We start from the raw sequence: 15,001 nt of genomic DNA, 5'->3' as shown, positions 1-15,001 counted from the left end.
TACATATTCGGAGATAAGAGCGGTACATGTCAATATAAATGCAAAAGTGTGTACCGCTAGGCGAAACATGGTATTCGGTGAGGAAGTAAAATCCAGGGCTTACCGAAAAGTCTTTCGCTGTCCATGCACTCTGAACCCCGTATTACATTGCGGAGTTTTAACCCGGAGTTGAGCTTGCATCCGGCCTGAAAGGCTATATGTTTGTATGAGCAAGTGCCTTTCCGCTATCAGCGCAGACACCAATTATGGCGAGTGGTTCCGTTAACAGAAGCACCCTGAAGTTCAGCCTGCTGGCATTGCTGGTGACAGGCCTGCTTGTGGTGTTTCTCAATGGAACGTCGCATCCGGCACTGGATCCCCAGCTGGACGATCACTTTGCCCCCACGCTGATTTCAGTGGATGGGACAAGCGAACCTTCGTCGCCAGATGCATCTTTCTCGATCACCTCGCCCCTTCTGTTCCCTGCAGGGGACTTCCGGGCCGTCTACTCGGACAGCCTCGACTTTATCCAGCCACCGTTCCGGCTGCTGAGCTATCCGGCGCTACCTCAGGGCCCTCCCAGTCTCGTTTAACTCTGACCATTGCGGATTTGTCCCTGCAGACGCAGGGGTCTCCAACCTGAATTCAGATTTACGAGGTTTGTCATGAACAGTGTATTCAACGCATTGCCAGTTCAGAATCTGGCGCGGACCGGCGCGCTGCCTACCGCAAAACCCCAGTCCCACATCGGAAGCGACGATTCGGCCGTTCACCTGCTGAGGGATTTCGCTGAGCATAGATTGTCCGTCTTGAGTTCCGATATGTCCGTGTCCGAGGCGAGGCTGTGGATGAGGCTCGCCGACACGTCCTTTAAAGTAGTGGAAAACCAGGCGGGCGATTGCCTGGGGATTCTGGCCATCGAGGATGTGAATGGAGAGAAGGCCATGAGTGTCGCCAATCGACAAGGCGTCCCCCTGAAGGACGTTCGAGTGCGGGATATCATGCGCCCGATAAGTGAGTTGCCGGCTATTCATTATCGGGATTTGCGCGCGGCAACCGTAGGAGATCTGGTGAGCACATTCCGTGAAGTCCATGAGGGGTATCTGCTTGTGCTGGATGACGACAGGCGTCAGCCTTCACGTTCCTTTCTGCGCGGGCTGGTTTGTGCAGAGGAGCTGTTGCAGCGACTGGATCTCGCCATCGACCTGGATCACCGGGCAACCAAGTTCTATGAGATTGTCCATGTGGTGAAAGGCGGCTTCTGACCTGGTTGATGTCTCCGGCGCAAATGAGGCGCCGGAGACACGTTGTTTTCAGCAATAGCATCGAAAAAATCGATGTTTCTGGCCCAGAAAACCGTATTGAACCGATGCGGTAATCACGTGACACTCTCTACGACTTTAGTCACACCAAAGGACGCCCATGCAGGACGCCCAACAAAATTGCCGGATACGAGTTCCAAGCCTCTTGATGATTCTGGCATTGGGCCTGATTTCACTGCCTGCCTATGCCTCTGACGCCAACCCTGCTCCCCTGTTCTGTGAGTCGGGTTTCTGCCCGCTATTGTCGGATGTCACAAGCGACGGAGGTCTGGAGGGCGGGCTCTCTGATGGCAACCGCTCACAGGGTTTCAGTCTTCACCAGAACGGCATTCTTTCAGGTATCAAAGGCTTCTCGGGACTGGTCCATTGCGCCAGTTTTCCGGTCTTGCCGCAGGCGCCACCTGCTACCTGAGCCCCCAAGTCCAGAGGGCATTCCTGCCCTTAGCAACAACCTTTCGACTTAAACGACTTCCATCACCTGGAGGATTTTCCATGGCTATACGGAAGCTGCTGATCGCCAATCGCGGAGAGATTGCGGTCAGGATTGCCCGGGCCTGCAGTGAACTGGGTATACGCTCAGTTGCCATTCATTCGGAGGCCGACGAGTACTCCCTGCACGTCAAGAAAGCCGACGAAGCCTATCAGATCAGCAAGGACCCTCTGTCGGGTTACCTGAACCCCCACCATATTGTGAATATGGCAGTGGAAACCGGCTGCGATGCCCTGCATCCCGGTTACGGATTTCTGTCCGAGAATGCCGAGCTTGCAGCTATCTGCGAGCAGCGGGGCATCACCTTTGTGGGGCCTTCTGCGAACGCGATTTCATCCATGGGTGACAAGACTCAGGCGCGCCAGACCGCCGTTGCTGCGGGCGTGCCGGTGACTCCCGGATCGGAAGGCAATCTTGAAGATGTGGAAGATGCCGTAGCCCAGGCCGAGGAGATCGGCTACCCGGTGATGCTGAAGGCCACCTCCGGCGGGGGCGGCCGGGGTATCCGCCGCTGCGACAACGAAAAGGAGCTTCGGCAGAACTACGAGCGGGTAATCTCCGAGGCCACCAAAGCGTTTGGTAGTGCCGAGGTGTTTCTCGAGAAATGCATCATCGAGCCCCGTCACATCGAGGTACAGATTCTGGCCGATACCCACGGCAACGTTGTCCACCTGTACGAGCGGGATTGCTCCATTCAGCGCCGCAACCAGAAACTGATTGAGCTGGCGCCGTCGCCGCAACTGGAGGAAAGCCAGCGCGAATACATCGGTGATCTGGCCAAGCGGGTAGCGAAGCAGTGCGGGTATGTGAATGCCGGCACCGTTGAGTTCCTGCTGGACCATGACGGCAGTTTCTACTTCATGGAAATGAACACCCGGGTCCAGGTGGAACACACCATCACCGAGGAAATTACCGGGGTGGATATCATCAAGGCCCAGATCCGGATCGCGGCCGGAGAACCGCTGGGCCTCAGGCAGGAAGACATCTCCTACCGGGGATTCGCGGCCCAGTTCCGTATCAACGCCGAGGATCCGAAGAACGGCTTTCTGCCGAGTTTTGGCCGCATCAGCCGCTACTATTCAGCCGGCGGCCCGGGCGTGCGTACCGATGCCAATATGTACACCGGTTACGAGATTCCTCCTTATTACGACTCCATGTGCGCCAAGCTGATTGTCTGGGCCATGGATTGGGACGAGCTGATTGCCCGCTCCCGACGTGCCCTCGGGGATATGGGCATCTATGGCGTCCAGACCACCATTCCTTATTACAAACAGATTCTCGAGCACCCGGATTTCCAGGCCGCCGACTTCAATACCGGCTTTGTGGAGCGCAATCCCCAATTGCTTGAGTACAGCAGCAAAACCCGCCCGGAATCCATCGCCACAGCCATTGCCGCGGCCATCGCGGCGCAGGCGGGCCTGTAAAAGAACATCGGAGAGATCCCAATGACCAAGCGCAAGATTCACATTACCGACGTTATTCTCAGGGACGCCCACCAGTCCCTGATCGCCACCCGCATGCGTACCGAAGACATGCTTCCGGCCTGCGAGTGGCTGGACCAGGCTGGCTACTGGTCCCTGGAGTGCTGGGGCGGCGCCACGTTCGACGCCTGTGTACGTTTTCTGAAAGAAGATCCCTGGGAGCGCCTGCGGACCCTGAGAAAGGCCCTGCCGAACACCCGACTGCAGATGTTGCTGCGCGGCCAGAACCTGCTGGGTTATCGCCATTATGGTGATGACGTGGTCGAGGCATTCGTGGCCAAGGCTGCGGAGAATGGCATGGATGTGTTCCGCATTTTTGATGCCTTGAACGATGTGCGCAATCTCGAAACCAGCATCAAGGCGGTCAATAAGGCCGGCAAACACGCTCAGGGCACCATCTGCTATACCGTAAGCCCGGTACATGGCACCGATGCCTATCTGGAACAGGCCAAGGCCATGGCCGACATGGGTGCGGACAGTATCGCGATCAAGGACATGGCCGGGCTGCTGACGCCGGCGGTAACCGCCGAGCTGGTCGGAAAACTGAAGCAGACCCTGGATTTACCGGTGTTCCTGCACTCCCACGCCACTTCGGGCATGGCGCCCATGTGCCAGTGGGCGGCCATGGAAGCCGGCGTTGACCATATCGATACCGCCCTGTCGGCCTTTGCCGGCGGCACCAGCCATCCGCCCACGGAATCCCTGGTGGCGGCACTGCATGATGCCGGCCTGGAAACCGGCCTGAACCTTGAGCTGCTCGACAAGGCAACACGCCATTTCCGGGAAGTGCGCAAGAAGTATCACCAGTTCGAGAGCGCCTACAACGGTGTTGATACCTCGGTGCTCCTGTCCCAGGTGCCCGGTGGCATGATGTCCAACCTGGCCAACCAGTTGAAGGAGCAGGGTGCGCTAGATCGCATCCAGGACGTGTTCGAGGAAATTCCACGGGTACGCAAGGATCTCGGTTACCCGCCACTGGTTACACCCACCTCCCAGATTGTGGGTACCCAGGCGGTGATCAACGTGCTGGCCGGCAAGCGCTATGACTCCATCACCAACGAGGTGAAGAAATACCTCCAGGGTTGGTATGGCAAGGCACCGGCCGCGGTCGATAAATCGCTCCAGCAGCGCGCCGTGGGCAAGGAAGAGCTGATTGAAGAGCGCCCTGCCAACCTGATTCCGCGGGAGCTGGACGAGCTGCGTACACAGGTGGGCGATCTGGCCACCAGCGAGGAGGATGTGCTCACCTACGCCATGTTCCCGGACCAGGCCAAGGCGTATCTTGAGCAACGGCGTGACGGCACGCTGCAGCCGGAGCCCCTGGAGCCGATTCCCACCGGTTCTTCGGGCGGCTCGGTCTCCAGCAAATTCAAGATCACGGTTCATGGCGAGAGCTACGATATCCACGTCACCGGCGCCAACCCCTCCGGAGAGAATGAGCGTCGTTTCTACATGACCGTTGATGGCGTGCCGGAGGAAATTCACCTTGCGTCATTGGGAGAAGATGGCGAGGGCGCCCGCTCCAGCGGTGGCCGGGCGACCGCCACGAAGGAAGGTCATGTGACAACCAGCATGCCTGGCAACATCGTGGATGTGCTGGTGAAGGAGGGCGACGAGGTTCAGGCTGGCGACCCGGTGCTGATCATCGAGGCCATGAAGATGGAGACTGAAGTCAAGGCGACCACGGCCGGAAAGATTACCGGTGTGTTCATTGCCAAGGGTGATCGCGTGGTGCCCGGCGAGGTTTTGGTGGAGATCGCATAGTAGTCGTGCGATTACAGCCGGACGGACACGCCAAGAGTGGCCGTCCGGCGATCGTAATCGTACCGGGCAATGTTGCTGTTGTTCTGCGCCTGCTCGAGTTTCAGTCGCACGGAAACAGTGTTGGTTGCCTGATACTCGCCCTCCAGTCCCAGAGTGAGTCGGTTGTCTTCCCGACGCACAATGAATAATCCCTCCGGCACTTCCAGGCGGTGGGGTGTGCGGTAGTAATTGAATCTATAGCTGGCTGATGTGCCGAGTTCGAGTTTCGGTGTAACTGAGTAGCCAAGCCCCACGGTGAGAGTCTGCCCCAGTGGTGAAACGCTGAAGTATTCCGCGCCGGTATCCAGGTTTTCCCGATCATCGTAGTCAACTCGATAACGGAACTCGCCCCGCCAACGCTCATGCCGGGCCTTGTATCGGCTGTCAATCCGGTAATGCTGTCCGTCGTAGGCCTTGAACCGGTTGCCAGCAAACACCTGCTCAGCATGGAGTGTGATGGAACAGCTGGCGGACTCCGAACCAATGGCACATTGCCCGGTACTGAGCGCACTGATCAATCGGGCACGCCTCTCCCTGGAGGAATTGCCCTGCCAAAGCTGATCCGCGCCAAGGCCCAGTTTGAACGTGTACAGGTTGCCGGAATGCTTCCACGCGGTTTCAGCACGGGCAAGATGACTGTTGAAGTCGGTCTCTTCCAGATACTCGCGTCCATAAAGCAGGAGCTTGGCCTGGAGCGCATTGTTGCCTTTACGGATCGGGTACCCCGAAATAGCGTTCACCGATTCCAGAAAACTACCGTCAAGGGTACTTGGAGCAGAATCGGGAAACAGCGCGACGTTTTCCTGAAAGCCCGCATACAGTGACATCAATGCCTGCCAGCGGGCTGATGGTGGTGCCGCGCCGATTTTTTCCAACTGTCCGAGCGCCAGTTTTGTCAGATTGTCTTCTGTGCTTTCATTGGCGACTGCCACGAAGGCCTCGCGGGCCCGTGATTCCTGATTCGTGGCGAGGGCGATCAGCCCGAGATTGTAGAGGGCAAGAGCTCGCTGTTTCGTCGACAGGAGCTTGCTGAACATTCGCTCGGCTGAGTCATACTCACCGAGGCGGTAGTAGAGAACGCCAAGATTGTAAGTCAACGCGCGGGAGTCCAGCTGTGTGGCGGCGGCCTCCAAATGCTTGCGCGCCTGTTCAAGTTCGTTCTTTTGAAAGGCGGCAATACCGGCTTTGAACTGTGCCCGGGCATTAGCGAGTGAGTCAGCCTGCAAGGGCGCCGATGCGACCATGAAAAGCGCTACGAAAATCGGCAAGAGTCGACGAGACGGCAAAACGCGTTTCCCTAACCTGGAGAGCTTACAGAGAATCCGGTTCTGTACTCAGGACCAGAACCCGACACCGCGTAAAATGCAGTGCTGGAAGCTTAACCCAGATCAGGTAGGGAAATCATCAAACCACAGCACGACGCTCCCCGTAAAAAAATGCTTTCACGTTTGAGTGCGTCCCAATGTTGCCTATTCGGTCGAACTTTCTAGCGTGGAGGATGGGTTGTCCAACAGGTCGACGTCGGTATCCGGGATCCCGATATCTGGCAGTTCCGTATTTGGAAGGTCGGGCTCCGGTAAGTCTGTGTCCGGGAGATCAGGCTCTGGTAGGCCCGTGTCGGGAAGATCGCCAGCCGGTGAATCCAAAAGGTTTTCGCCCGGCAGTTCCGTGTCCAATGCGTCCCGCGTTTCTCTGGCCTGCGAGGAAAGGGTCTCAATAAGCTCTTGTGACTCCGCCGAGAGCTCTCCGGCGTCCAGATCATCGAGTTGAGCTGCTCGATCGAGTTCTTCGAGTGACTCTGGAATCTGCATTTCCTGTACAAACGATGAGTCTAGCTCTTCTTCGTCGACGACCATTCTCATGGTAACGTCGTAATCAGTCTCGGCGGCCGCAAAGGTCGGAAAACAGATGCCCACCAACAATATGGCAGGGATGAGACCCGGTGCCCGGCTTTTCAGTACTGTCATGACGATGGCTCCGTTAATTTGCCAATGTCAGTTCTAAAGGTTTTCCGTTTCTCTCCTTCCCCGAGGTGAGCTACCAGACTGCCTTGGCCGGGGAACAGTACGTTTACAGGTAAGGCCAACAGGTTATCTCCGGGTTTCAGACTCACTTTCCAGCTTACTTTATGTCTTCCTGGGAAAGGGGTCAGCTCGAGATTTGGGGGAAGTTCAAGAGTCAAAGTCACGTTTTCCACAGCGTCAGTGGACGTGAACGCCAGTCTCACGGTTTTTTGGGTTATGGCAGGAGGCTGGGAGCCCTCCGCAACCGTCTGAGCAGAAAGCACGTCTTGTCCCGGTTGATTCCACTTTCCGCCAAGAAACACGCCGACAACAAGAGCTGCTGCTACGGCACCAATCCAGGCAGGTGTCTTCCAGTGCTTCGTGGCTGACGGTGAGGAGCCGGCAAGGGCTCGACCCAGAATTCTGGATTCATAATCCGCATCCGGTTCCGGCGCGCGATCCTTGGCTGTCTGTCTGGCAACGAATTTGGCAGTGGCTAGGTTTGCAGCGCAGTCTTCGCAGGAGGCAGCATGTTCCTCCATTGCCTGCTTGGCAATATCTGGAAGCTCGCCTCTCGCCAGCGCGTCCACGTCTTTTTTAAATTCGCTGCATTGCATTCCATTCACCTCATTGGCAGCCACGTTGTTCCGTTTCAGAAGGTTCCATTTCTTCCTGAAGTTTTGTTCGAAGAAGTGCTCTTACCCGATGAAGTCTCGATTTTACAGTACCTAGCGGTATATCGAGAACTTCGGAAATCTCCTCCAACCGCCATCCCTCGGAATCGTGCATCAGTAATAGTGTGCGCTGATCGGGTTTGAGGTCGCTTATCAAGCGCCGCAGAACTATTGCCTGCTGACCATCTTCGGTGTGAGAGAGCGGGTCCCGCGACGCCCCGGGCAGGGTGTCGAGAAATGGCGTTTGCTGGTCGGCTCGATCCAGAGCGCTGGCACTTGTTTCCCGGCCAACAGGCCGTTTACGGATGTTATCGACAAATTGGCGGTAGGTTACCCGGTGCAGCCAAGGGCGTAGCTCATCAACCCGCTCCAGCTCATCGACTTTGGGGACGAGCTTGGTAATTACATCCTGCACGAGGTCTTCCGCATCATGTTGACTGCCGGTCAAGCGATACGCAAAACCATGCAGTGCCCTGAGGTGAGGGCGAACAAGGCTCTCAAATCGTTTTGACTTTGATTGGCGGAATGGAAGCAAGGCCAAATGGACCCCCTGTTGGTCACCTTGCACTTGGCATGTGCATAAAACTTTATGGTTTTTGTAGGCAGACCAGAGTCTAACAGTGCCAGTCGTGTAAAGGTATTCCGGTATTGTAAAAAAAAGAACGAAAGAAAACCTATTTAAAACATGCAGATAAGTAGTGATCTGGGTGGTTCTTGAAGAAAAATCCAAAGACCTTTGGAACTTTTGCAATTAGACCTCCGTGGTGGGCAGCTAAAGGCGACGGATTCGCTGAATACAAGAAACCCAGAGGTGACAGAGTATGTTTATCCGCAATCTTTTAGTTACTGCTGTCTCGGCAGCCACCTTCACGCTCTCTGGTTGTCTGGACAGTTCCAGTCAGACCCAGACCAACGCCGATCCCGACTACCAGATAAAGGGTGGCCAGATTGAACGCGGTACCCACCCCCTATTCGATCCGCTTGAGACGCAATTCGTCATTCCAAGTGATGCGCTTTTTTACCTGAGTGATATCGATGACGGAACCATGCTCAACGGGACCGATCCTGCTAATCCGGTAACGCAGGGTATCGGATTCCTCGATGGCGCTTCTGTGCTGGCGCCAACCGACCTCAAGATCAGTGGTAGTCTGGATAGTCAACAGGTGCTCGACGCTCGCCAGTTCGTTGATATTGACGGAAGTGTGGTTCCCAACCCGGACCAGAATGTCTTTTTGATACCCGTCGACTATGCCGGTGGCGATCCTTTGCAACCACTTGAAAATGAGGCGCCAGGCCTTTCATCGGCGGCGCAGTATCGGCAGGCGCTGCGACTGCAGGAGCAGGGTAATACAGAGGAGGCTGACCGCCTTTTCAGTGAATTGCTGGAAGAAAGAGTACGCGTGGAGTTGCTGGACATTGATGGTGGCCAGAACAACCTTGTGCGGATTTTGCCGCTGAAACCGCTGGCGCCCAAGACCCAGTATATCGTGGCCCTGACCGACGAGATCGTGGACGCAAACGGCGAGCCACTGGTTGGCTCTCCCACTTACCAGTCCGTCGCGGACGGCGAGCGGACTCTGTCGAATCCGCTGTTCCAGCCGTTCCGTCAGGCGATGTTGCCCGCACGAAAGCTTGTGGCCGACTATTTCGACTTCAAGCGTGAGTATCCCACCTCTGCAGATTTTCCCTCCCGGTTCGAAGACATTACCTACGCGACAGCAATCACCACCACCGCTGTAGAGGATGTTTTATTGGCCAATGCGGCACCGATAACGTTTTACCGTGCCTTGCTGGGCTCGGCGCAGCGCCGGCAGGAACTCCGCAAGCTTTTCGAAGGCTTCTACAACCTGAGCGATCAACCCCTCGGCGAAGGCGTCAGTGCCGCAGAAGCTGATATCAACTCCGCCATCTACAATACACTGACGGATCCGGCGTTTCGTCTGTATGACCCGGAGTTGGCGACCATCCTGATGGATGCCAACTCCAACGGAACGGTTGTTCTCTACGGTGACGTTGTAGCCGATTCCGAGGCGGACCGGCGTCTGGCTCATGCGATTCAGGTCGCAACTGCAAGGGCCTCGGATACCAACATTGATGTGGAGGCAGACGCTCAAGCTCTGGCCGGCGCGGCGGATGCGGTGCTGGACACCCCGAAACCCCGGCCGGTGAGAATATTCAGCCAAAAGGAAGGTGGCGATGTGAATCCCGCGCTCCGACAGAGTGTTGGTCTGGGAGGTTTACAGGCGGATCTGGATATCAGGGTGTATGAGGGTGAGATTACGCTGCCTTATTTCCAGGCGCTGCCTGAGACCGGCAATGGAACCCCGTTAACGAGCGAAAACTGGAAGGCTGCCGATTTCACGGATCAAGAGTCCCTGGATGCGGCATCATCGGATCGAGTCAGCTATCGCTTTCCGTTTGCTAAAAAGACAGGCGATACCACCATCCCTATAGTCGTTACCGCCCCTGAAGAGGCGCAGGCTACGGAATACCCCTCCGGCTTCCCGGTGATCATCTATCAACATGCAGTGACAACCGATCGGTCTGCCATCCTACCCATGGCTACGGCGGCAGGCCTGACGTGCCTGGCCGAAACGGCGGATGACTGTTTCGTGACTATCGGCATTGATCAGCCTCTCCATGGTATTTTTGATACGGGGATTGTCGGGCTCGAACCCATTTCGGCCCAGAGTGGTGCTTCGGAGAGTGCCACAGAGCGTCATTTTGGCTTCGCAGCCGATGACAATCTGAACCCGGTTGATGCTACAGCACTGGAAGCGCCGGAGTCCGGCAGCCTGTTCCTGAATTTTGCCAACTATGCCAACACTCGGGACAACATGCGCCAGGGGGCACTGGACCTGCTGAACGTCAATGCCTCGTTGCAGGCGATCGAGGATGCGGTTAATGCGTGTTCCAGTTGTCCCGCAGGCCTGCAGATCGACACCAGCCGCGTTTATTTCATAACGCATTCATTGAGTGGTATGGGTGGTGCTGCCGTGCCCCACATCGCGAATGCCGCCATGGATGCTGGCAATACCAACCTGAACCGGATTACGGCCTCCAATTTCTTCAATACCGGTGGTGCTTTCACCAGGCTGGTTGAAAACTCACAGTCTGTTGCGCCGCGGGTACTGCCAGGCCTGGATGAGGCGTCTGATGGCATTCTGGCGCAGGGCAGGACGGAGTTGAACATCTACTTCAATGTGTTCCAGGGGTTGCTGGACTCCGCCGATCCGACAGCATTTGCACCGTTCTATGCCGGTGAGCCTGTCTTGCTGACAGAGATCGCGGGGGTTCCGGCTGACCCAGACCGTCCCACCGACGACACAATCCCCAACGCTGCCGATGATGTTCGGTATGAGCTGGGGCCACTGACAACCACCATCCCTGAAACCGGCTTCGTCATAGAGGGTGAGAACATGCCACTGGCCGGCACAGATCCGCTGGCAGCTACCATGACGGCTGAGTCAACACCTCTGGGCTCCAGTCTCCCTCTCATTACTCGCTACCTGGAAGGGTCCCATGGCAATCCCATCTCGGCGGGACAAAAAGAAGCGGATGCGTTCTCGTCCAGCGCGGTCTTCTCCGAGATGACCGCCCAGATGCTGGAGCTGTTCAGCCTCGGCTCGGTGAGCGTGACGAATCCCTGTGTGGTTGAAGATGCCGACACATCTGGCACCGACTGCTCAGCTGACGGCAATTCTGATGCCGGCGATGAGCCAGGTGGTGGCGGTGACACTGGCGGAAACGACTCCGGTGGCCTTCTGGGAGGGGGGCTCGGCCTCTGATCTCAACGGCGGCGGCCCAGAAAATCGGACTGTCGCCGGAATCATCCCTGAAACCAGAAAAATCATGGCGTTAGCCTCGCCATACGGGGAGGCTTTGTCCAAAAAACATGCGGAGCAAACGCAATGACAACAAAAAACACCATTTTCGCAAAACCAGTTCGACTTGCGGTGGCGGTGCACCTGGCGTGTCTTTCCAGTGCCGCAGTGGCGTTCGATTTCGACATCTATGAGATCGATGCATCCTTGAGCACCACGCTCACAGCGGGCATCGGGGTGCGGCTTGAGGATCAGGACAAATCCCTGATCAGCCAGGGTAACCTCGGTCCGGAATTCGCTTACAGTAATGTTGGTGCGTCGTCCAATAACTTTGATGACGGCAACCTGAACTTCGAGAAAAACGAGCCATATTCGCAGATTCTGCGGGGCCGATCCGAACTCTTTCTGGACTATGCACCGGACAGTGACACCCTGACACGTGTCGGTGCGCTGGTGCGTGGCACCTACTACTACGACTACGAGCTCAAGAATAACCCGAGGGCGGTTGATCCCGTGGGCCAGCAGCGCGAGCTCAACCCGGAGGCCAAAGACAATGCGGCCGGGGCCGACCTGTTAGACGCCTATGTGTTCACCGACTGGTACTTTGGCGACACCCCGGTTTCGGTTCGCTACGGTCGCCAAGTCGTCAACTGGGGTGAGAGTACCTTTATTCTGGGTGGTATCAACGCAATCAACCCGATTGACGTGCCCGCCTTCCGGGCGCCCGGTGCGGAGCTCAAGGACGTCCTGCTGCCGGTCGAAATGCTCTATACCTCAGTCGGGGTTACCCCGGAAATCAACCTGGAAGCCTTTGTACAAACGGACTGGGAGCCCTTCCGGATTGACGACTGCGGTACCTTCTTTTCGACGGCCGACGTGGCGGCTGATGGCTGCGGACCCGTTCTCCTGGCTGGACAGGTGCCCGACTCTCAGGCCCTGGCTGAGGGTTTTGTGTCACCGAGATTGGGAGACAAAGAGCCGGGAGACAAGGATCAATTTGGTGTGGCCGCCCGCTGGTTTGTGACCGATCTGGATGCCGAACTCGGTTTTTATTACACGCGGTATCATAGCCGACTGCCCTACATCAGCGGCGTGGTGAATAACCCGTCCGATGCGGATGAGACCCAGCAGTACGATCCCAGTAAGCCCGATGCCCGGTTTCCGAGTTATTTCATTGAATACCCGAAAGGTATCGACCTTTACGGTATCAGCATTAATACGACCCTGCCGACTGGCACATCGCTGGGCGCCGAGTATAGCTATCGCCCGAACCTTCCCATTCAGTGGAACACCTTCGAGCTGATCTACGGTGGCCTTCAACAGCGTGGGCCGGATGGGCAGATAGTTAGCAATCTCGAGCGGCGCCGGGCGGAAAAGGGCGGCACCTATGCAGGCACAGCCGTTGAAGGATACGACCGTTATGGCGTATCCCAGGCCCAGGCGACAGCAATCCATTTTATTGATCGAGTGATGGGGGCGGCACGTTTCATCATTGTTGGTGAAATCGGTGCAACCTATGTCCATGACCTGCCGGGCAAATCCGAGGCGCGGTACGGACGCTCGGGTATCTATGGGTCGGGTCCCGTTCCACTGGATGGTGAGAACTTCACAGGGGATTTCTGCAGCCAGAGCCCGGATCCCAACGACCCGAACAAGCGGCTGAACATCAACCCCACCAACTGCCGCGGTGACGGGTTCACGACATCATTCTCCTGGGGCTACCGCACCCTGTTCGTATGGGATTACCCCAGTGCCTTTGCAGGAGTAAATCTTCGACCAAAGCTCTTCCTGACCCACGACGTTAAGGGCTACGCGCCGGACCCGGGGGGCAACTTCAAGGAAGGCAACAAGTCCGTTGGTCTCGGCCTCGAGGCCACCTATCAGAACGCCTACAAGGCCAACATCAGTTACACCAATTACTTTGGTGGTGACTTCAATGAAACCAATGACCGGGATTTCGTCGCTGCTTCCGTTTCTTATTCCTTCTAACGAACCCAAAAACTGAACAGGAGATGTATTCAATGAACATCATGAGAAATTTTCTATATGGCGCTTTCGCGGGGGCCTTTTTGAGCTCGGGCATGGCTCTGGCTGCTGTTTCCCAGGAAGAGGCGGCCAAACTGGGCGCGAGCCTCACTCCCATGGGTGCTGAAAAAGCTGGTAACGGTGATGAAATACCATCCTGGGACGGGGGGCTCACCAAGGCGCCCGCTGACTATAAAGGCGATGGTCGATACGTAAACCCTTTTCCCGGCGACAAGGAGCTGTTTCGAATCGATCAAAGCAACGTAGAGCAGTACGCGGACCATTTGAGCCCCGGCCAGGTGGCCATGATCGACAGGTATGAGAGTTACTTCATTCCGGTTTATCAAAGTCGCCGGACCGCCACCTATCCGGAGGCTGTGCAGAAGCAGACAGTCGAGAACGCCACGAAGGTCGAACTGGTCGAAAGTGGCAACGGGCTGAAGAACTACCAGACGGCAACGCCGTTCCCAATTCCTCAGAATGGTCTGGAAGCCATTTTCAACCACATCACACGCTACCGAGGGGGGTCGTTTACCCGAAATGTGGCTCAGGTTACGCCTCAGCCAAACGGCGATTTCAGCCCGGTAAAGTTCACGGAGTACTTTACCGAGCGGGTCGCTCTGGAGGACTACGACCCCGCTGAAGATCCGAATGTGATGTTCTACTTCAAGCAGGCGATCACGGCGCCTTCTCGCCTCGCCGGTAATGTCCTGCTAGTTCATGAAACCATCAATCAGGTAAAGGAGCCTCGTCGCGCCTGGCTGTATAACTCTGGGCAGCGTCGGGTGCGCCGAGCACCGAACGTGGCCTATGACGGCCCGGGTACCGCTGCCGATGGACAGCGTACATCCGATAATCTCGACCTCTATAACGGAGCGCCTGACCGGTATAACTGGGAGCTGATTGGAAAGAAGGAGATGTATATACCGTACAACTCATACCGGCTGGCGGGAGCGGATCTGAGTTATGACGATATCATCCAGCCGGGCCATATTGACCAGAGTCTCGCGAGGTACGAACTGCACAGGGTTTGGCATGTAAGGGCCACCCTCAAGGATGGCGAGCGCCATGTTTATGAAGTGCGGGATTTCTATATTGATGAAGATACCTGGCAGATTGCAGTGGCTGATCACTACGACGGCCGTGGAAATCTGTGGCGAGTTGCAGAGGCACATGCGATGCAGATTTATGATGCCAACATTCCCGCGTACGCTTTTGAAACTCTTTATGACCTGCTTTCGGGGCGGTACCTCGTTATGGGACTGACAAACGAGGAGGATACGCCTTACGAATATGGAACTGAGCGAAGCTCTCGGGAATACACCCCTGCTGCGCTGCGCAGAGCCGGCGTTCGGTAAGCGTCGGGGAGCAAATGTGGCCCCCGGAGCATAAAAGCTCTG

General features: G+C 56.5%; 12 protein-coding genes. 8 read left to right on the top strand and 4 right to left on the bottom strand.

Annotated elements, in window-relative coordinates; genetic code table 11:
* Positions 1-245: 245 nt before the first annotated feature.
* From WA411_RS01590 to oadA, 5 genes are all read left to right on the top strand, one after another.
* On the top strand, positions 246-572 hold the full coding sequence (locus tag WA411_RS01590) for a hypothetical protein (RefSeq protein WP_291905333.1): 327 nt from the start codon (positions 246-248) through the stop codon (positions 570-572).
* A gap of 72 nt (positions 573-644) precedes the next feature.
* A complete protein-coding gene (locus tag WA411_RS01585; RefSeq protein ID WP_069182598.1) occupies positions 645-1,244 on the top strand; it encodes a hypothetical protein in 600 nt (199 codons plus the stop codon).
* Positions 1,245-1,449: 205 nt separating this feature from the next.
* Positions 1,450-1,713 (top strand): hypothetical protein, encoded by a 264-nt coding sequence (locus WA411_RS01580; protein ID WP_291905335.1) that lies wholly within the window; start codon positions 1,450-1,452, stop codon positions 1,711-1,713.
* 80 nt (positions 1,714-1,793) lie between these two features.
* Entirely contained in the window at positions 1,794-3,215 is a 1,422-nt protein-coding gene (locus WA411_RS01575) for an acetyl-CoA carboxylase biotin carboxylase subunit (RefSeq protein ID WP_069182600.1), read from the top strand.
* A 21-nt stretch (positions 3,216-3,236) separates the two neighbouring features.
* The gene (gene oadA, locus WA411_RS01570) at positions 3,237-5,036 is read left to right on the top strand and encodes a sodium-extruding oxaloacetate decarboxylase subunit alpha (RefSeq protein ID WP_291905338.1); all 1,800 of its coding nucleotides are present in this window, start codon (positions 3,237-3,239) and stop codon (positions 5,034-5,036) included.
* A gap of 11 nt (positions 5,037-5,047) precedes the next feature.
* Here oadA and WA411_RS01565 read toward each other — a convergent pair whose 3' ends face one another.
* The 4 genes from WA411_RS01565 to WA411_RS01550 form a co-directional block, all read right to left on the bottom strand.
* Positions 5,048-6,361: a tetratricopeptide repeat protein gene (locus tag WA411_RS01565; RefSeq protein WP_291905341.1), complete on the bottom strand. Its 1,314-nt coding sequence runs from the start codon at positions 6,359-6,361 to the stop codon at positions 5,048-5,050.
* A gap of 183 nt (positions 6,362-6,544) precedes the next feature.
* Positions 6,545-7,042 carry a hypothetical protein gene (locus WA411_RS01560; protein ID WP_291905344.1) on the bottom strand — a complete coding sequence of 166 codons (498 nt, stop codon included), beginning with the start codon at positions 7,040-7,042 and terminating at the stop codon, positions 6,545-6,547.
* Positions 7,039-7,719, bottom strand: a complete 681-nt coding sequence (locus WA411_RS01555) for a zf-HC2 domain-containing protein (RefSeq protein WP_291905346.1) — start codon at positions 7,717-7,719, stop codon at positions 7,039-7,041. The genes WA411_RS01560 and WA411_RS01555 overlap by 4 nt, the downstream gene beginning before the upstream one ends.
* Complete coding sequence (locus WA411_RS01550) at positions 7,706-8,503, bottom strand: RNA polymerase sigma factor (protein ID WP_291905351.1); 798 nt, start codon at positions 8,501-8,503, stop codon at positions 7,706-7,708. Before WA411_RS01550 ends, WA411_RS01555 begins: the two co-directional genes overlap by 14 nt.
* Positions 8,504-8,573: 70 nt before the next feature.
* Between WA411_RS01550 and WA411_RS01545 the strand changes: the two genes are divergently transcribed.
* The 3 genes from WA411_RS01545 to WA411_RS01535 all read left to right on the top strand — a co-directional run bounded on the left by WA411_RS01545 (position 8,574) and on the right by WA411_RS01535 (position 14,959).
* A complete protein-coding gene (locus WA411_RS01545; protein WP_291905353.1) occupies positions 8,574-11,540 on the top strand; it encodes a hypothetical protein in 2,967 nt (988 codons plus the stop codon).
* A 123-nt stretch (positions 11,541-11,663) separates the two neighbouring features.
* A complete protein-coding gene (locus WA411_RS01540; protein ID WP_291905356.1) occupies positions 11,664-13,565 on the top strand; it encodes a DUF1302 domain-containing protein in 1,902 nt (633 codons plus the stop codon).
* Between the two features lie 41 nt (positions 13,566-13,606).
* Positions 13,607-14,959, top strand: a complete 1,353-nt coding sequence (locus WA411_RS01535) for a DUF1329 domain-containing protein (RefSeq protein ID WP_291905815.1) — start codon at positions 13,607-13,609, stop codon at positions 14,957-14,959.
* Positions 14,960-15,001: the final 42 nt, after the last annotated feature.

This window comes from Marinobacter sp. CH_CUG1437-1, from assembly GCF_037029655.1.
GTDB lineage: Bacteria > Pseudomonadota > Gammaproteobacteria > Pseudomonadales > Oleiphilaceae > Marinobacter > Marinobacter salsuginis.
The sequence above is the reverse complement of the archived record's forward strand: the minus strand, read 5'-3'. Positions and strand labels throughout refer to the sequence as shown.